The organism is Nevskia ramosa DSM 11499, from assembly GCF_000420645.1.
Lineage (GTDB): Bacteria > Pseudomonadota > Gammaproteobacteria > Nevskiales > Nevskiaceae > Nevskia > Nevskia ramosa.
In genome coordinates, this window is record NZ_ATVI01000010.1 from 98,581 (window position 1) to 116,338 (window position 17,758).

The 17,758-nt window shown below is 66.0% G+C and carries 18 protein-coding genes; 15 read left to right on the forward strand and 3 right to left on the reverse strand.

What is annotated here, in order from left to right; translation table 11 throughout:
- Positions 1 to 3: 3 nt before the first annotated feature.
- Complete coding sequence (locus G513_RS0116965) at positions 4 to 399, reverse strand: DUF2237 family protein (protein WP_022978055.1); 396 nt, start codon at positions 397 to 399, stop codon at positions 4 to 6.
- A 111-nt stretch (positions 400 to 510) separates the two neighbouring features.
- Here G513_RS0116965 and G513_RS23740 point away from each other — a divergent pair, with 111 nt between their 5' ends.
- From G513_RS23740 to G513_RS0116985, 4 genes are all read left to right on the forward strand, one after another.
- Positions 511 to 1,431 carry an alpha/beta fold hydrolase gene (locus G513_RS23740; protein WP_022978056.1) on the forward strand — a complete coding sequence of 307 codons (921 nt, stop codon included), beginning with the start codon at positions 511 to 513 and terminating at the stop codon, positions 1,429 to 1,431.
- Entirely contained in the window at positions 1,428 to 2,132 is a 705-nt protein-coding gene (locus G513_RS0116975; RefSeq protein WP_022978057.1) for an NAD(P)H-dependent oxidoreductase, read from the forward strand. Before G513_RS23740 ends, G513_RS0116975 begins: the two co-directional genes overlap by 4 nt.
- A 116-nt stretch (positions 2,133 to 2,248) precedes the next feature.
- Positions 2,249 to 3,745, forward strand: a complete 1,497-nt coding sequence (locus tag G513_RS0116980; protein ID WP_022978058.1) for an ATPase domain-containing protein — start codon at positions 2,249 to 2,251, stop codon at positions 3,743 to 3,745.
- Between the two features lie 10 nt (positions 3,746 to 3,755).
- Entirely contained in the window at positions 3,756 to 5,321 is a 1,566-nt protein-coding gene (locus tag G513_RS0116985; RefSeq protein WP_022978059.1) for an ATP-binding protein, read from the forward strand.
- A gap of 30 nt (positions 5,322 to 5,351) precedes the next feature.
- Here the strand turns inward: G513_RS0116985 and G513_RS23745 are convergent, their stop codons facing one another.
- Positions 5,352 to 5,828, reverse strand: coding sequence for a DoxX family protein (locus G513_RS23745; protein ID WP_022978060.1), 477 nt, complete (start codon positions 5,826 to 5,828; stop codon positions 5,352 to 5,354).
- 405 nt (positions 5,829 to 6,233) lie between these two features.
- Between G513_RS23745 and bufA2 the strand changes: the two genes are divergently transcribed.
- The 5 genes from bufA2 to G513_RS23750 all read left to right on the forward strand — a co-directional run bounded on the left by bufA2 (position 6,234) and on the right by G513_RS23750 (position 10,996).
- A complete protein-coding gene (gene bufA2, locus G513_RS0116995) occupies positions 6,234 to 6,494 on the forward strand; it encodes a BufA2 family periplasmic bufferin-type metallophore (protein WP_022978061.1) in 261 nt (86 codons plus the stop codon).
- 62 nt (positions 6,495 to 6,556) lie between these two features.
- Positions 6,557 to 7,405: an MNIO family bufferin maturase gene (bufB, locus tag G513_RS0117000; RefSeq protein ID WP_051144481.1), complete on the forward strand. Its 849-nt coding sequence runs from the start codon at positions 6,557 to 6,559 to the stop codon at positions 7,403 to 7,405.
- On the forward strand, positions 7,402 to 8,208 hold the full coding sequence (locus G513_RS0117005; RefSeq protein WP_022978063.1) for an HvfC/BufC N-terminal domain-containing protein: 807 nt from the start codon (positions 7,402 to 7,404) through the stop codon (positions 8,206 to 8,208). The genes bufB and G513_RS0117005 overlap by 4 nt, the downstream gene beginning before the upstream one ends.
- Positions 8,198 to 9,979 carry a thioredoxin domain-containing protein gene (locus G513_RS0117010; RefSeq protein ID WP_022978064.1) on the forward strand — a complete coding sequence of 594 codons (1,782 nt, stop codon included), beginning with the start codon at positions 8,198 to 8,200 and terminating at the stop codon, positions 9,977 to 9,979. The genes G513_RS0117005 and G513_RS0117010 overlap by 11 nt, the downstream gene beginning before the upstream one ends.
- A gap of 72 nt (positions 9,980 to 10,051) precedes the next feature.
- Entirely contained in the window at positions 10,052 to 10,996 is a 945-nt protein-coding gene (locus G513_RS23750) for an ROK family protein (RefSeq protein WP_022978065.1), read from the forward strand.
- On the opposite strand, the gene G513_RS0117020 is transcribed toward G513_RS23750, so the two are convergent.
- A complete protein-coding gene (locus tag G513_RS0117020; RefSeq protein ID WP_022978066.1) occupies positions 10,972 to 11,877 on the reverse strand; it encodes an alpha/beta hydrolase in 906 nt (301 codons plus the stop codon). The genes G513_RS23750 and G513_RS0117020 overlap by 25 nt on opposite strands.
- Positions 11,878 to 12,087: 210 nt before the next feature.
- Here G513_RS0117020 and G513_RS0117025 point away from each other — a divergent pair, with 210 nt between their 5' ends.
- From G513_RS0117025 to G513_RS0117050, 6 genes are all read left to right on the forward strand, one after another.
- Positions 12,088 to 13,008, forward strand: coding sequence for a DUF4394 domain-containing protein (locus G513_RS0117025; RefSeq protein WP_022978067.1), 921 nt, complete (start codon positions 12,088 to 12,090; stop codon positions 13,006 to 13,008).
- 145 nt (positions 13,009 to 13,153) lie between these two features.
- Positions 13,154 to 14,929 carry a M61 family metallopeptidase gene (locus tag G513_RS0117030; RefSeq protein WP_022978068.1) on the forward strand — a complete coding sequence of 592 codons (1,776 nt, stop codon included), beginning with the start codon at positions 13,154 to 13,156 and terminating at the stop codon, positions 14,927 to 14,929.
- Positions 14,929 to 15,312 carry a GFA family protein gene (locus G513_RS0117035; RefSeq protein ID WP_022978069.1) on the forward strand — a complete coding sequence of 128 codons (384 nt, stop codon included), beginning with the start codon at positions 14,929 to 14,931 and terminating at the stop codon, positions 15,310 to 15,312. Before G513_RS0117030 ends, G513_RS0117035 begins: the two co-directional genes overlap by 1 nt.
- A gap of 48 nt (positions 15,313 to 15,360) precedes the next feature.
- Complete coding sequence (gene plsY, locus G513_RS23755) at positions 15,361 to 16,017, forward strand: glycerol-3-phosphate 1-O-acyltransferase PlsY (protein ID WP_022978070.1); 657 nt, start codon at positions 15,361 to 15,363, stop codon at positions 16,015 to 16,017.
- Positions 16,014 to 17,024: a biotin--[acetyl-CoA-carboxylase] ligase gene (locus tag G513_RS0117045; protein WP_022978071.1), complete on the forward strand. Its 1,011-nt coding sequence runs from the start codon at positions 16,014 to 16,016 to the stop codon at positions 17,022 to 17,024. The genes plsY and G513_RS0117045 overlap by 4 nt, the downstream gene beginning before the upstream one ends.
- Positions 17,021 to 17,755, forward strand: a complete 735-nt coding sequence (locus G513_RS0117050) for a type III pantothenate kinase (RefSeq protein ID WP_022978072.1) — start codon at positions 17,021 to 17,023, stop codon at positions 17,753 to 17,755. The genes G513_RS0117045 and G513_RS0117050 overlap by 4 nt, the downstream gene beginning before the upstream one ends.
- Positions 17,756 to 17,758 lie beyond the last annotated feature (3 nt).

Here is a 17,758-nt window from a genome sequence, read left to right on the forward strand (position 1 = left end):
TGTTCAGCGACGATCGAGCGCGTGCTGATCGAGCGCTGCGCGCGGCACGAACTGCAGCGCCTTCAGATGGGTGGCGGCGAGCAGCACCGGTGGCGCCATGCCGGCCTCGAAGGCTTCGAGCCAGCGCAGCGCGCACAGGCACCAGCGGTCACCGTCCTTCAGGCCCGGGAAGTCGTATTCCGGGCGCGGCGTGCTGAGATCGTTGCCGCGCGAGCGCGAGAACGTCAGGAATTCGGTGGTGACCTGGGCGCAGACCAGATGGCGGCCGACGTCCTGCGGGCCGGTGCGGCAGTTGCCGTCGCGATAGAAGCCGGTCATCGGATTGGTGCAGCAGCAGGCCAGCAATTCGCCGAAGACGTTCAGCGCAGGACCGGAAGACGAGGAAGCATCGGCAGCCATGACAGGTTCGCGCGCAGGTGGGGAGACCGATGATAGCGAGCGCTGCGTGATGACTTCATAAATCGACGCCGTGCGGCGATGATGGCGACCCCGACCCAGTCTCGATCCCTGATGAAACCAACCCGTACCGTCAGCCGTGGTGCCATCGACCTCGCCGTCTACGAGCGCGGCGCGGCACCCGGTCGCCAGACCCTCGTACTGGTGCATGGCTACCCGGATTCCGCCCAGGTCTGGACGGCGATTGCGGAACGCCTGGCAGAGCGCTTCCATGTGGTCAGCTATGACGTGCGTGGCGCCGGCGAGTCGAGCGTGCCGAGCCGCATCCGCGATTACCGCATCGCCGAGCTGATGGGCGATCTCGAAGCTGTGATCGATGCCGTGGCACCCGGCGGCCAGGTGCATCTGGCTGCTCACGACTGGGGTTCGATCCAGTGCTGGGAAGGTGTGACCACCGCGCCGCTGAATGCGCGCATCGCGACCTACACCAGCATCAGTGGCCCCAGCCTCGATCACGTTGGCTACTGGCTGCGCGAGCATGCCAAGCCGGGCTGGCGCGGCGAGCAGTTGCTCAAGCAGCTGGCGCGCTCCTGGTACATCGTCGCCTTCCAGCTGCCGGTGCTGGCGCCGACCGCCTGGCGGCTGGCGCTCGGCCGTTACTGGCCGAAGCTCATGAAGCAGATGGAAGGGGCGACCGTCGAAGCCAGCCCGACCCAAGTCAAGGATGGCCGCAACGGCGTCAATCTCTACCGCGCCAACATGCTGCCGCGCCTGTTCAGGCCGCTGCCGCGCTTTGCCACCCTGCCGGTGCAGCTGATCATTCCGACCCGCGATCGCTTCGTCGGCCCCGAGCTGTACGAAGGCCTGTCGCGCTGGGTGAAGGTGCTGCGCCGCCGCGCGATCGATGCCGGCCACTGGCTGCTGCTGAGCCACCCGGACAAGGTCGCCAACTGCATCGCCGAATGGATCGCCGAGCATCCGATCAAGACCGAAAGCGCTGAACCCGCCCCCTCCTCGAACGCCAAGCACGCATGAACATCCTGATCGTCCACGCCCATCCCGAGCCGGCCTCGTTCACCTCGGCAATGAAGAACGCCGCGGTCGCCGATTTCACGGCGGCTGGCCATAGCGTCGTCGTTTCCGATCTCTACGCGATGGGCTTCAACCCGGTGGCGAGTGCGGCGGACTTCGGCACCCGCGGCAATGCCGACTACCTGAACTACGCGCTCGAACAGCGCGGCAACGGCGACGCCGGCACCCTGGCGCCGGATATCGCCACCGAGCTGGCCAAGCTGCTCGCCGCCGATCTGGTGATCTTCAGCTTCCCGCTGTACTGGTTCTCGGTGCCGGCGATTCTCAAGGGCTGGATCGATCGCGTGCTGGTGTCCGGCAAGACCTACGGCGGCCGGCGCATCTACGATCAGGGCGGGCTGAAGGGCAAGCGCGCGCTGCTGGCGCTGACCACCGGCGGCCGCGATTACATGCTCAGCGAAGGCGGCATCCACGGCGACATCGAAGACATCCTCAAGCCGGTACTGCAGGGCACGCTGGCCTATACCGGCATGACCGTGCTGCCCAGCTTCGTCGGCTTCCACGTGCCGTATCTGAAGCAGGAAGAGCGCGCCGCGATCCTGGAAAACTTCCGCGCCCATCTGGCCAGGCTCGACACGCTGACGCCGCTGAGTTTCCCGAAGCTGGCCGACTTCGATGCCCAGATGAAGCCGCTGACCAAGTAGCCCGACGGCAGAAAAGCTGCCCTGTTCTGTGCTCTACCGCACCAAGTTCAACCGCATTTTTTCCGCATGGCTCTGTCCAAGCCATCACTTGAAAATCGAGAGAGTGGTACTGACCCATGCCGGAAACGACCCAGGCAGAGCAGAAAGAAGCAGTAGCGAGTACGGGCATCGACAGCCTGGACGACATTCTTGACGGCGGCTATCGGAAGAACCGCCTGTACCTGATCGAGGGTGTGCCGGGTTCCGGCAAGACCACCCTGGCGCTGCAGTTCCTGCTGGACGGCGCGAGCCGCAACGAGCCGACGCTGTACATCACGCTGTCGGAGTCCGCCGAGGAGCTGGGCGCGATCGCCGAATCGCACGGCTGGTCGCTGGACGGGATCGCCGTGCGCGAACTGGTGCCGTCCGAGGCGGTGCTGCGGCCGGACGATCACTACACGATGTTTCATCCGTCCGAGGTGGAACTCGGCGAAACCACGCGCACCATTCTCGAAGAAGTGGACCGGATCAATCCCAAGCGGGTGGTCTTCGATTCGCTCTCCGAACTGCGCCTGATCGCCGGCAGCCCGCTGCTCTACCGCCGGCAGATTCTTGCCCTCAAGCATTTCTTCGCCGGCCGCAATTGCACGGTGCTGATGCTCGATGACATGACCAGTTCCGATCGCGACCTGCAGGTGCAGAGCATCGCGCACGCGGTGGTACTGCTCGAGCAGGCCAATCCCGATTACGGCGTCGAGCGGCGCCGGTTGCGCGTGGTCAAGTACCGCGGCGTGAACTTCCGTGGCGGCTATCACGACTACGCGATCCGCCAAGGCGGCCTCGTCGTCTTTCCTCGTCTGGTCGCCACCGAACACCGCAAATTGCCGAGCCGGCAGAGGTTGCCGAGCGGGATCGCCGAACTGGATACGCTGCTCGGCGGCGGCGTCGAGCGCGGCACCAGCACCTTGCTGTCCGGCGCGGCAGGTACCGGAAAGTCGTCGGTGGCGGCGCAGTTCGTTTATGCGGCGGCGGAGCGCGGCGAGACTGCGGCGATGTTCATCTTCGACGAGAGCATCGACACCCTGTTGAGCCGCACTTCGGCGCTGCATATCGATCTGCAGAAGCATGTCGACTCCGGGCGCGTCACCATCAAGCCGATCGACCCGGCGGAACTCTCGCCGGGCGAACTCGTTCATGCGATCCGCAAGAGCGTCGATGAGCGCAGCGTTTCGATGATCGTCATCGACAGCCTGAACGGCTATCTGAACGCCATGCCCGGCGAGCGTTTCCTGATGATTCAGCTGCACGAGCTGCTGAGCTTCCTCGGTCACTCCGATGTCGCGACCCTGCTGGTCAGCGCGCATCAGGGGCTGATCGGCAGCAACATGACCTCGCCGGTGGACGTCAGTTATCTGGCCGACGCGGTGATCCTGATGCGCTACTTCGAATCCGAAGGCGAAGTTCGCCAAGCCATTTCGGTGGTCAAGAAACGCGGTGGTGCCCATGAGCGCAGCATCCGCGAATTCCGCATGAACGACGGCAACATCGTGGTGGGCGAACCCCTGAGAAATTTCCGCGGCATCCTGACGGGAGTGCCGATCTATCAGGAGGCGATGGCGCGGATCGAACCTTGATCCGCACGTCATGACTTCCAGCAGCGAATTGCGGGTACTGGTGGTAGGGCCCACCAGCCGGGACGCCCAACTGGTGCGCGCGGTCCTGGCCGAAAACGGTATCGCCAGCGAGTCTTGCGCCTCGCTGGTGGAGCTGTGTTCGGAACTCGAGGCGCGTGGCGCCGGCGCCATCCTGGTGGCCGAGGAGACCCTGAGCCGGGCCGAATGCCTGAGTACCTGGATGCAGGCTCAGCCGACCTGGTCCGATCTGCCGCTGCTGGTCATCGCCAGGCCGGGCGCCGATTCGGCGATCGTCGCCTCGGTGATGGCGCGGCTCGGCAGCGTGGCGATCCTGGAGCGGCCGACGCGCGTGTCGGCTCTGCTCAGTTCGGTGCAGGTGGCCCTGCGCGCCCGCAAGCGCCAGTACCAGATTCGCGATCAGCTGGCCGATCTCGAAAACGCCCGCGCCACGCTGCAGCGCAACGATCATCGCAAGGACGAATTCCTGGCGATCCTGGCCCATGAACTGCGCAATCCGCTGGCGCCGATCAGCAACGCGCTAGAGCTGCTGAAACGCGCCGACAGCAGCGATCCGATGCTGCAGAAGATCGGTCAGATGATGACGCGCCAGGTGGGCAACCTGAATCGGCTGGTCGACGATCTGCTGGAAATCTCGCGGATCACGCGCGACAAGATCGAGCTGAAGAAGGTGACGGTAACGCTCGACAGCATCCTGCAGACCGCCATCGAGGCCAGTCAGCCGCTGCTCGACACTCACCGGCATCAGCTCCATGTCAGCTTGCCGAGCGGCCTGCCGCTGCTGCTGGCCGATCCGCTGCGTCTGTCGCAGGTGTTCGCCAACCTGCTCAACAACGCCGCGAAGTTCACCGAGCCCGGCGGGCAGATCTGGCTGAGCGTCCAGCAGGAGCCGAAAGCGCTGAGCATTTCGGTACGCGACAACGGCATCGGCATCCGGCCGGACATGCAGGCGCGCATCTTCGAACTGTTCGCCCAGGCGGACGAAATCACCAGCCGCTCGCAGGGCGGTCTCGGCATCGGCCTGATGCTGGTCCGGCGTCTGGTCGAACTGCACGGCGGCACCGTCAAGGTGATCAGCGAAGGGCCGGGCCAGGGCAGCGAGTTCATCGTGCGCCTGCCACTGACCGGCAATCTGACGCAGACGGTCAGCGCGCCATTGGCCAAGCCTTCATCGCCGGCCGGACTGGGCCAGCAGCGGATCCTCGTCGTCGACGACAACCTCGATGCCGCGTCGTCCCTGTGCCAGCTGCTGGAACTCTGGGGTGCTGAAACGCAGGTGGCCGGCAGCGGTCAGGAAGCGCTCGACATCCTTGGCGATTTCCGACCCGACGTGGCGATCCTCGATATCGGCATGCAGGGAATGGACGGCCTGGAACTGGCCGGGCGGATCCGGGCGCGGCCCGAGTTGAGCGGCCTGTTCCTGATCGCGCTGACCGGCTGGGGACAGGAGGAAGACATCCGCCGGACCCTGAAATCCGGCTTCGATCGTCACCTGGTCAAGCCGGTCAACCTTGAACTTCTGCAGACTTTGCTGCGCGAGCACCCGCGTCCGCCGTAAGGCCGTGCGGGGCTTCGGCGCCAGAAAGCCTCAGGGCGTTCGGGCGGCGCGACGGTCGTCGAGCCCGAGCCACTTCGAGATCAGCGTATCGACGCTGACCTCGCCCGGTCCGGCCATGATCAGCCAGCCGAAGATCAGGATGTAGATCACTTCGTCGAGCTCGAAGAAGCTGTCGACATCGGTGACGTCCTTGATGACGACGAAGGCGATGGCGACCACCATGTTGATCAACATCGGGATCGATACCAGGCGAGTCAGCAGCCCGAGCATGATCAGGCCGCCGCCGAGGAACTCGGTCCAGGCCGACAGTCCCGCACTGAACGCTGGAAACGGCAGACCCCAGCTGACGAAGCGCTCGGTGAAACCATCGAGGTTGTGGAGTTTTGCCCAGCCGGTCTCCAGCCAGAAATATCCAAAGCCCAGACGCATGGCCAGCGGAGCAAGCCAGTCCAGACGATCGGTCAGCTTGAGTAGAGTCTCTGAGATATCGGCGACGAAAGTACGCATGGTCTTGTCCAGTGGGCTTGCTTGAGTGCTTGCATCCTGGGCGCGTCACTGCCAGCCCGCTATGTCAGGGCGTCCGAGGTTTGCGGCCGATGCGCCTTCTCAATGCGCCAGCTTTCGCAGAGGCAGCAAATCGGATCAGGGACGAGACGACATGAATGCGGAACGCTAGGCCGCAGTTCGTGCAGCGACGGGCCGGCACGATACTCCGGCATCAGTGATTCACCGACAGTTCGAAGTGCAGCAGAACAGTCTCTCGAGTTCCGGCGTCTGGAATACGAAAGGCTACGTATAGAGATGCGTCCCGTCAGCTACATCCACCATCTGGTCACCCTCTGGTGAGCGCCGATCGGGAGCGTCGCAGTTCATTCCTTAACAAATCCAGCAACTCTTTCGAGGAGATACACCATGAACACCGTCAAGATGACCAGCATCGCTCTCGCCACCGCCGCCGCCGGCCTGTTCAGCACCGTCGCCATCAATGTCGCGTATGCCGCTGACGCCGCTGGCGTGAAGTGCGAACACGCCTCGTCCTGCAAGGGTCAGGGCGCCTGCAAGCAGGCCTCCAATTCCTGCAAGGGCCAGAACGCCTGCAAGGGCCAGGGCTTCACCGAAGTGAAGAGCGCCGCCGACTGCACGAAGGCGCAGGCTGACGCCAAGAAGAGCTAAAAACGCTCTTGTGATCCGCGGCTCGGCCAAGGGCCGGGCTGCGGATCTTTGGATTCCTGCTCATGGCGACAAACGCATCAACGACTCCATTGGCGCCGCTCGGCTTCGGGCTGGGTTTGCGCGTCCAGCATTACGAAGAAATTCTCGAGAGTGATCCGGCCATCGACTGGCTCGAGATTCTTTCCGAGAACTATCTGATTCCTGGCGGGCGACCGTTGCACTATCTCGCCCGCTTTCGTGAGCGCTATCCACTGGTCATGCATGGCGTTTCCTTGTCGATCGGGAGCACCGATCCGCTCGATCGCAGCTATCTGAAACAGCTGAAGGCACTGGCCGATCTTGTCCAGCCGGCGTGGATCTCCGATCACCTGTGCTGGACCGGTGTTGCGGGCAACAATCTGCATGACTTGATGCCGCTGCCCTATACGGAAGAAGCGATCAAGCACGTCGCCGATCGCGTGCAGCAAGTGCAGGACGCACTGGGCCGCCGCATCCTGCTGGAGAACGTTTCCAGCTACGTCACCTACAGCCATTCGACGATGCCGGAATGGGAGTTTCTCACCGCCGTTGCCGAAGCGGCCGACAGTCTGATCCTGCTCGACATCAACAACATCTATGTCAGTGGACACAACCATGGCTTCGATCCCCGACGCTATCTGGATAGCGTGCCGCCGGACCGGGTCCAGCAATTCCATCTGGCCGGCCACGACTATCAGGGCGCGTTGATCATCGATACCCACGATGCGCCCGTGCCGGAGCCGGTCTGGGATCTGTACGCGCACGCGGTCCGCCGTTTCGGCGCCGTGTCGACGATGATCGAACGCGACGACAAGATCCCTCCGCTGGCCGAATTGCTCGCCGAACTCGACCGGGCCCGCGAGATCGCGCAGCCGATCCTGAAAGTGGCATGAGCGGGCTTGCGCAACTGCAACACGATTTCAGCGCTTACCTGCTGCGCGACGATGCCAGCATCTGCAGCCTGATCGTCGGCGATCGAACGGCAGCGCTGGAGCAGCGCGTCAACGTCTATCGAGATGGCTATCGACTGCGCCTGATCGAAGTGCTCACCGGCGATTTTCCGGGGCTGCTGCATCTGCTCGGCGCTGCCGATTTCGATGCGCTGTGCCGCGACTACATCGATGCGCATCCCTCTACCCACTTCAATATCCGCTGGTTCGGCGGCCGCCTGCCTGATTTTCTGTCCGGCAGTCCATGCGGGTCGCAACGCCCGGCGGTTGTGGAAATGGCGGTGCTCGAATGGACGCTGACCCTGGCCTTCGATGCGGTCGACGAAGTCAGCGTGACCATGGCCGACGCCGCAGCGCTGACGGCGGAACAATGGCCGGGCATGAAGCTGCGCATGGCGGCAGCGGTCCAGCGGCGGCAGTTCGTCGCCAACGTCGGCGCCATTCGCCGGGCGATCGATCGGGAAGAGACGCCGCCTGCCGTCGAGACTTTCGACGCCCATCGGCAATGGGTGGTCTGGCGGCTGGACCGGGGTGTCTACCAACGCCAGATGGATGCCGACGAGGCAGCGGCTTTCGATGGCGCGGCGGCAGGCGCCAGCTTTGCCGAGATTTGCGCCATCCTCTGCGAATGGCACGCCGAGGAGCGCGTGGCGATCCAGGCTGCGGGCTTCCTCAAGCTGTGGATCGAGCAGCAGTGGATCGCCGAACTGATCGTTGATCTGATCACCGATCACGATGCGCGCTGATCGCCGCGGCACCTGGGGTGCAGCGCTGATGATCGTCGCGGGCTTGTTCGGTTTACCCGCGCACGCTGCCGGCGACGGCATTCCGTGGCGCAACTGGTCGGACGATCTGTTCGCCCAGTCGCAGCGCGAGCACAAGCTGGTGCTGCTCGATCTCGAAGCCGTCTGGTGCCACTGGTGCCATGTGATGGACCAGCAGACTTATCGGGACGCCGCGGTCATCAAGCTGCTGCGCGAGCGCTACATCACGGTCAAGGTCGATCAGGATTCGCGGCCGGACCTGTCCAATCGCTACGAGGATTACGGCTGGCCGGCGACGATCATCTACGCGCCGGATGGCCGCGAACTGGTCAAGCGCTCCGGCTATATCCCGCCCGCGGGCATGGTGTCGCTATTGCAGGCGGTGATCGACGATCCGACGCCGGGGCCATCGATCACGCCCGAGGTGAAGCCCGATTTCAGCGCCGCCGTGATCGCGTCGTCGCTGCGCGGCACGCTCGAGAAGCTGGTCGTCGAGCAATACGATGCCGAGCACGGCGGCTGGGGTTTCTCGCAGAAATTTCTCGATGCCGACTCGGTCGAGTATTGCCTGCAGCAGTCTCGCCGCGGCGATGCCGATGCCACCCGGATGGCGCGGCAGACTCTGGATGCGCAACGGAAGCTGCTCGATCCGGTCTGGGGCGGCGTCTATCAATACTCGACCGGCGGTGACTGGCTGACGCCGCACTTCGAAAAGATCATGTCGATGCAGGCCAATAACCTGCGCATCTACGCGCTGGCCTGGGCACAGTTTCACGATCCTGCCGATCTGAAGGCGGCCCAGGCCATTCGCGACTATCTCGCCCGCTTCCTGACCCGGGCCGATGGCGCCTTCCTGACCAGCCAGGATGCCGATGTCGTGCCCGGCGAGCATGCGGCCGACTACTTCGCACTGGCCGATGCCGCGCGGCGCGCCCGTGGCGTTCCCGCCGTCGACAGCCACGTTTACGCCCGCGAGAACGGCTGGGCGATCGAGGCGCTGGCAATGCTCCACGCCGCCAGCGGCGAGCCAGGCGATCTGCAGGCGGCGATCAAGGCGGCAGGCGTTATCGTCGAGCAACGCAGCCTGCCCGGCGGTGGCTTCCGCCATGACCAGCACGATCCCGCAGGCCCTTATCTCGGCGACACGCTGGCGATGGGCCAGGCCTTTCTGGCGCTCTACTCGGCGAGCGGCGATCGCCGCTGGCTGGCACGCGCGCAGTCGGCCGCGCAGTTCATCGACGCTCATTTCGCCGGCCACCGCCAACCCGGTTATCGCACTGCCGCCAGTCGCAAGGGCGCCGCGCCAGCCCAGCCGCTGCGCGACGAGAATGTCCGCATGGCCCGTTTCGCCAATCGGCTGTTCCGCTACACCGGCGATGCCCGGTATCAGCAGTCGGCACAGCGCGCGATGCGTTTCATCGCGGCGCCGGAGATCGCGCGGCGCTTCCCGGCAGCAGGCGCCTTGCTGGCCAGCGACGAACTGTCCCGCGAGCCTCTGCACTTCACCGTGGTCGGCAACAAGGATGACGCGGTGGCCGCTGCGCTGTTCGCCACTGCCGCCGCCTTTCCATCGGCCTATACGCGTACCGAATGGTGGGATCGTCGGGAAGGCTCGCTGGCCAACAGCGATGTCCAGTACCCCAGGTTTCCGAAGGCCGCGGCCTACATCTGCACCGAGCGCAGCTGCTCGCTGCCGATCTTCGAGCCCCCGGCATTTTCGATACGTCTGGCGACGCTGGCGCACGCGCCCTGAACGCCAGCCTTCGATCGGCCCTGGCTTGGTGACAAGATCGCGATCTCTGAACCTTGAAGCGGTGAGATCAGCATGTTTCGAGTCGGCATCGACCTCGGCGGCACCAAGATCGAAGGCATCGTGCTGCGCGGTGCGGCCGAGGTCGTCGCCCGGCAGCGGATCGCGACGCCGGGTGGCGATTACGCGGCGACGGTCGCGGCTGTTGCGGCATTGGTTTCCGCGCTCGAACGCGAAGTCGGGGTGCACGAGTTGCCGGTCGGCATCGGTCATCCGGGCGCGATCTCGCCGTTCACCGGGCTGATCAAGAACGCCAATTCCACCTGCCTCAACGATCGGCCGCTGAAGGCCGATCTCGAAGCCGCGCTCGGCCGCGAAGCGCGGATGGCTAACGATGCCGACTGCCTGGCCTTGAGCGAATCGCAGGCCGATGGTGCCGCGGCCGGCGCGGCTTGCGTGTTCGCGGTGATCCTCGGCACCGGCGTCGGCGGCGGCATCGTCATCGATGGCAAGCTCCGCGCCGGCCCGAATGCGATCGCCGGTGAATGGGGCCACAACCCGCTGCCCTGGCCGCGTGCGGACTGGCATGAAGTGCCGGGCCCGCTGGGCTGGGATGGCCGCCACGGATCGATCGAGGACTGGTGCAGCGGCGTGGCGCTGGCGCGCGATCATCTCGAGGTCAGCGGCGAGAATCTGCGTGGCGAGGAAGTCGTCGCGCGTGCCGAAGCAGGCAATGCCACTGGTATTGCGACCCTCGCCCGTTACGAGGATCGTCTGGCCCGCGCATTGGCCAGCGTCATCAACCTGCTGGACCCGGACGTGATCGTGCTCGGTGGCGGCTTGTCGAGAGTCGCGCGGCTGTACCAGACCGTGCCGCAGCTATGGCGCGCCTGGGTGTTCAGCGATCAGGTGGCGACTCGATTGTTGCCGGCCACGCACGGCGACAGCAGCGGCGTGCGCGGTGCGGCCTGGTTATGGCCGCTGGCCGAGCCGGATCAGACGCGCAATCCGCGCACGTAGTCGCCCATCTCGCGGATCGCCTGATCGGCTTCCGGCATCCAGCCGGCCATCGCCTGCCAGACGTGCCAGAGCTTCGGCCTTACGCTGAGCAGCACCTGCACGCCGGCCTTGCGGGCGGCGGCGGTCAGGCGGGTGGAATCGTCGAGCAGCAGTTCGTCGTCGCCGACCTGGATCAGCATCGGCGGCAAGCCGGCCAGATCGGCGAACAGTGGCGACAGCAGCGGATCGGCGAGCTTGCGGCCGGCGGCAAAGGTTTCGGCCGCCTTGCTGATGCCCAGCACCGTGAGGATGCGGTCGCGCTCGGCGCGTGAGCCCATCGATTTGCCGCTGGAGCTCATGTCGGTCCATGGCGACAGCAGCACCAGCCCGGCCGGCAGCGCCATGCCGGCGTCGCGCAGGGCGATGGCGGTGACCAGCGCCAGATTGCCGCCGGCCGAATCACCGGCGATGACGATGCGCTCGGCCGGGATGCCTTCGGCGAGCAGTTCCTGATAGCCGGCCACGGCGTCTTCGAGCGCAGCCGGGTAGGGATGTTCCGGCGCCAGGCGGTAATCGATGGCCACCACTTCGCAGCCGGCCGCCTTGGCGAAATGCGCGAGCAGGCCGCGATGAGTGCGCGTCGAACCACCGAGGTAGGCGCCGCCATGCAGGTAGTAGATGACCTGATCGCCGGAGTCGCCGCTCGGCGTCAGACGGTCGGCCGGGCGGCCGGCGAGGGTCGTCGCTTCGATGCGAGTGCCGCGCGGCACATGGGTGATCAACCTGGCGATGCGCTCCAACTGCGGCCGCATCTCATGGGCAGGCTTGGCCAGCACCGGCTGCAGCAGGAACTGGGAAACGGGGCCGAACAGGCGGGCGCGGAGACTCAAGCTTGAGGTCATCGGGTACGGAAGACGGTGGCGCCGGGCGGGTGCCGGGCGGCGAAGGGTAGCCGATCGATGTGACCGATGGACATGGGTGCGCTGGTTCTCGAAACCGTCCGCAGGAACCGCCGCGCAACGGAAATGTCCCATCCGGGCCGTTATGATGGCTGACGCTGCTGCCTGTGGTTCCCTCGGGTCAGCACTGGTTCACTACCCGGAATGCCCCCTATGTCGTTTTCCCGCCTGTCTCTGCCCAGCCTGCGCCATCTGCTGCGCGCCGCTCTGATCGTTGCCGCCGGTGCCGCGATCGTCGGCTGCAAGGAAGGCCGCGATGCCTATGCGATCACCGATAGCGGCTCGCTGATCAAGTTCCAGACCGACAAGCCGGAATCGCTCGACAACACGATGACGATCACGGGCCTCGCCGATGGCGAATCGATCCTGCAGATCGATTTCCGAGCCGAGACGGAAGTGCTGTATGGCCTGACCAGCAACAACCGGATCGCCACCATCGACACGGGCACTGGCGCCGCGACCCTGGTCAGCGCCACGCCATTCTTGCCAGCGGGGGCAACGCTGAACCAGCCCGTGATGGACATCAATCCGGCGCAGGATTTCATCCGCATCATCGATTACCAGCCGGGCAATAGCGGGATCGACACCAACATCCTGCGCGTCGATCCCCTGAGCGGTGCGCTGCTGCAGAGCGATGGCACCTTGCTGCGCTTCAACGACAGCGACACCAACGACGGCGAAGTGGTGCAGCTGGCCGCGATCGCCCACACCAACAACGATCAGGACGCGACGACAACGACGCTCTACGGCCTGGAATTCAACACCCAGAGCCTGGTGCGCATCACCAACGCCGGCGTGCTGACCACGGTCGGCGTGCTCGATCGCGGCTTCGTTGCGGTCGCCGGTTTCGACGTCGTCCGCGAGCGCGGCAACAAGCCGGAAGACATCGGCACCGCCTATGTCGCCATCGCCGAGCGCAACAACACCTCGCGCTTCTACGAGATCAATCTCACCGACGGCAACACCTCCGGCACCGGCAGCGGCACCAATGGCAGCGAGATCGGCAGCGGCCTGCAGATCCGCTCGCTGGCGGTCTCGCCGAAGCCGCCGAAGCGCAACGGCCTGGGTAATTGATCGGCGGATGAATCCGGGCTGCACCCCGAAAAGGCCCGCTGCTTGCGGGCCTTTTCCGTTGAGATTGCAGGCCCGCGCATCGCAGCTCCGCTAGCCCGGCGCTAACATCGCGCATCCCTTTCAGATTCCCTGACTTCCGGAGCGCATGAGCACTGTCCGTTATTGGGTTCGCTGTGAACCGCTGGCCCACCGTTACCGGATCAGCGGCGAATTCACCGTCGTCAGCGCGCCGATCCTGCGGCTGCCGTCGTGGATACGCGGCAGCTACCTGGTCCGCGATTTCGCCAAGCACGTGCAGGGCCTCGCCGTGTTCGCCGACGACGTGCCGGTGGCGATCACCCGGCTCGACAAGCGCAGTTTCCGGGTCGAAGGGCAGGGCCGCATCCGTCTCGAATACGCGGTGCATGCGCTCGATCCTTCGGTGCGCAAGGCCTGGCTCGATACCCGGCGCGGCTTCTTCAACGGCAGCTCGCTGTTCTACTGCCCGGCCGGTTTCGAGCGCAGCCGCTACGAGATCGTCGTCGAGCGTCCGGACGTGGCGATCGCGCCGAACTGGCAACTGGCGACGGCGCTGTCTGCGGTTGCCATCGATGCCGATGGTTTCGGTGAATACGCGGCGGCCGACTACGAAACGCTGATCGACTGCCCGGTCGAGATGGCTGCGTTCCAGCAGGTGGCCTTCGATGTCGACGGCGTCCCGCACAGCCTGATCCTGTCCGGCCGCTGCGAGCCCGATCTGCCGCGCCTTGCCGCCGACATCACCCGCATCTGCCACGTGCAGCGCGAGCTGTTCGGCCAGCAGCCGGCGATGGACAAATACCTGTTCCTGACCCAGGTCACCGGCAACGGTTACGGCGGCCTCGAACATCGCACGTCGACGGCGCTGGTCACCGCGCGCGATGCGCTGCCACGTCCGGGCATGTCCGGCCTGCGCAAGGGCTATCGCGGCTTTCTCGGCCTGGTCAGCCACGAGTATTTCCATCTCTGGAACGTCAAGCGGATCACAGCCGCGCGCTTCGCCGACAACGATCTCAGCGCCGAGGCCTACAGCGAAGATCTCTGGGCCTATGAAGGCGTGACGTCGTACTACGACGATCTGATGCTGCTCCGCGCCGGGCTGATCGATGCGCCGGTCTATCTCGATCTGGTCGCCGAAGCGGCAACCCGTCTGGCGCGCACGCCGGGCCGCTTCGTGCAGACCCTGGCCGATGCCAGCTTCGAGGCCTGGATCAAGTACTACCAGCCGGACGAGCAGACGCCGAACGCGGCGGTGAACTACTACGTCAAGGGTGCGCTGGTCACGCTCTGTCTGGACCTGTGGCTGCGCCGCCATTCCAGCGTGACCCTGGACGAGGTGATGCGCACGCTCTGGCAGCGCTACGGCAGCCGCGATGTCGGCGTGCCGGAAGGCGGGCTGGAAGCGGTCGCCGCCGAAATTTCCGGCCTCAATCTCGATCTGCCGCTCGACGCCTGGCTGCGCTCGACCACCGAGCTGCCGATGGCAGAACTGCTCGCCGAGTTCGGCGTCACCGCGATCCTGCGCAATAGCAGCGGCGCCAGCGATGAAGGCGGGCGCAGCGAATCGAAGCACACGCCGCCGGTCACGCTGGGTTTGAACCTGCGGGCTGGCGAAACGACGGTCGCCACGGTGTTCAGCGGTGGCGCGGCCGAAGGCGCGGGACTCGCGGCCGGTGATCAGCTGCTGGCGATCGATGGCCTCAAACTCACCGCCGGCAACTGGGCCAATCGCATGGAAACCCTGCGGCCCGGCGTGACGGTGACCCTGGCCTTCTTCCGCGGCGACGAGCTGCTGAGCGCGGCGATCACGCCGATCGCGCCAGCGCCCGATACCTGGACCCTGGCCCTCGCCGACGTTGCCGGCGAAGTGCTGACGCGTCGGCAAGCGTGGCTGGGCGTCTGATGCCTACCGGCAGCTGCCTGTGCGGCGGCATCCGGTTCCGTATCGACGCCGTGCTGGCACCGATCCAGGTCTGCCATTGCTCGCAATGCCGCAAGGCCCAGGGCGGGCCCTTCGCGACCAATACGCCGGTGTCGGAAGCGGCATTCCAGTTGCTTGCCGGCGCCGAACTGCTGACCTCGTTCGAGTCCTCACCAGGCAAGCAGCGCTTCTTCTGTCGCCGCTGCGGCTCGCCGATCTACAGCAGCAAGGCCAGCTTGCCGGGCGTGCTGCGGATCAGGGCCGGCTTGCTCGACGAACCGCTGTCCGTGGCCATCGCAGCTCACTTCCACACGGGCTCGAAAGCAGGCTGGTGGCCGATCACTGACGAGCTGCCGCAGTCATGAGCACGCGTTCCGGCGATTTGATCCGCATTTCTGACCCAGCTTCGATCCATGCTTGAACTGATCCTCAAATTTCTCGCCGCCTACCTGCTCGGCGGCGTCATGGGCGGCGACGTGATGCGCCGCCTCGCCGGCGGTGCCGATCTGCGCGGCAGCGGTTCCGGCAATGTCGGTGCGACCAATGCGCTGCGCACCCGGGGGGCGAAATTCGCGCTCGGCGTGCTGGCGATCGACATCGGCAAGGGCGTGCTCGCGGCACTGGTGCTGCCGCTGATTCCGCTGCCCGGCGCTGACCCGGCGCTGAGCCTGGCAATTCCATACGCCTGTGGCCTGTGTGCGGCGCTCGGCCATTGCTATCCGGTGTTCCAGAATTTCAAGGGCGGCAAGGGCGTGGCGACCTTGGCCGGCGTGTTCGGCGCGCTGCTGCCGGCAGCCTTGCCGTGGCTGATCCTGGCCTTCGCGCTGGTGGTGATGCTGAGCGGTTACGTCAGCCTCGCGTCGATCGCTGGCGGCACCGCTGCGCTGCTGTACGTGAGCTGCTTCGGCAGCGGCTTCTGGTCGCTGGCCGGCGGCTTCACGGCGGCGATGCTGGCGCTGATCCTGTTCAAGCATCGCGAGAATATCGGCCGCCTGTTCGCCGGCACCGAGTCGCGCTTCGAGAAGGCACGCGTGCTCGGCAAGCTGTTCGATCGCGCCCCGCGCGCATGACCCGCGCGCTCGATGACGCAGCGCTGCTGCCGCTGGCTGATGCCTTGGCAGCCGGCGACTGGGTGTCCGGCGAAGCACTGGCGGCAACCGCCGGCGTCAGCCGCGCCGCACTCGCCAAGCGCATCGCCCAGATCGAAGCCTGGGGGCTCGATATCGAAGCGCGGCCCGGTCTCGGCTATCGGCTGACCGCGCCGCTGGAACGGCTCGATGCCGCCGCGATTCGCGTCGGTCTGTCGCCGGCATCGGCCGCGCGGCTGGCTGGGCTCGACGTCGCCTTGCGCGTCGATTCGACCAACCAGCGCCTGATCGAAGCCGCTTCCGCCAACGATCCGCAGGCGCTGTTCGCCGAAGCGCAGACCGCCGGCCGCGGTCGCCGCGGCCGTGACTGGCGCTCGCCGTTCGGCGCCAACCTGTACCTGTCGCTGGCCTGGAGCTTCGCCGGCTGGCCACCGAAGCTCGGCACCCTGCCGCTCGCGGTTGGCGTGGCCACGGCGCGCGCGCTGGCGGCGTCCGGCCTGTCCAGCGTGCAACTCAAATGGCCGAACGATCTGCGCATCGGCGACGCGAAACTCGGCGGCATCCTGATCGAAAGCCGCAGCGAGATCGGCGGCGCCTGCCGGGTGATCATCGGCCTGGGCCTCAATGTCGCAATGACCGCCGGGCAGGGTGCGCATCTCGAACAGGCCTGGACTTCGGTGCACGCAACACAGCTCGCCGTCGGCCGGCCGACGGCTACGAGGAATGCGCTGGCAACCGCCGTGCTCGACAGCCTGCTCGCCGCGCTCGCGCAGTTCGAGCAGGACGGCTTCGCCAGCTTCCTCGCCGACTGGAATCGCCTCGATCTCGCTGCCGGCCGCGCGGTGCGCATCGAAGGTGCGACCACGCTCGAAGGCCACGCCTGCGGCATCGATCCGGATGGCGCGCTGATCGTCGAAAGTGCGGACGGTCAACGCCATCATGTCCACGCCGGCGAAGTCAGCCTGCGGCTGCCGGCCGCCGCCGCATGAGCGACGCTGCCACACGGCTGTTGATCGACGTCGGCAACAGCCGGCTGAAATGGGCGCTGGCTGATGATCACGCGATGCTCGTGTCGGCGCAGGCGCTGGCGCATGGTGGCGATCCGGCATCGGTGGTCGAGTTGCTGACCTTGGCAGCCGATATTCGCGAGGCCTGGATCGCCAACGTCACCGGCGAGGCGCACGGCGAGCGCTTGGCAGCGGCGCTGGCAGTGCGCCATCACCTGCGCCCGCGTTTTGCGAAGCCGATCGACGGTCTGCAAGGCTTGCGGATCGCTTACGAAGATCCATCCCGCCTTGGCGTCGATCGCTGGCTGGCGCTGCTCGCGGCCTGGTCGCGAGACCGGGCCGCGGCCTGTGTGGTCAGTGCCGGTACCGCGCTGACTTTCGATGCCGTCGACGATCGCGGCCAGCACCTCGGCGGCATCATCGCCTCCGGCCTGACCACCGCGCAGCAGGCGGTACTCGGCGCAACGCGCTTCGCCGCCGCCGGCCCCGAGTTCCAGTACACCGCAGGCCTCGGCAGCGATACCGAAGCCTGCGTGCGCCAGGGCGCGCTGCATGCCTGCGTGGGCTTGGTCGAACGGCTGACTGCCCGCTACGGCGGCCAGCGCCGCTATCTCACCGGCGGCGATGCCGAGACCTTGCGCCCTTACCTGGCCGGTGACTGGATCGTGGTGCCGGATCTGGTGCTCGAAGGCTTGCAGCAGATGCCGGCCTGAGGG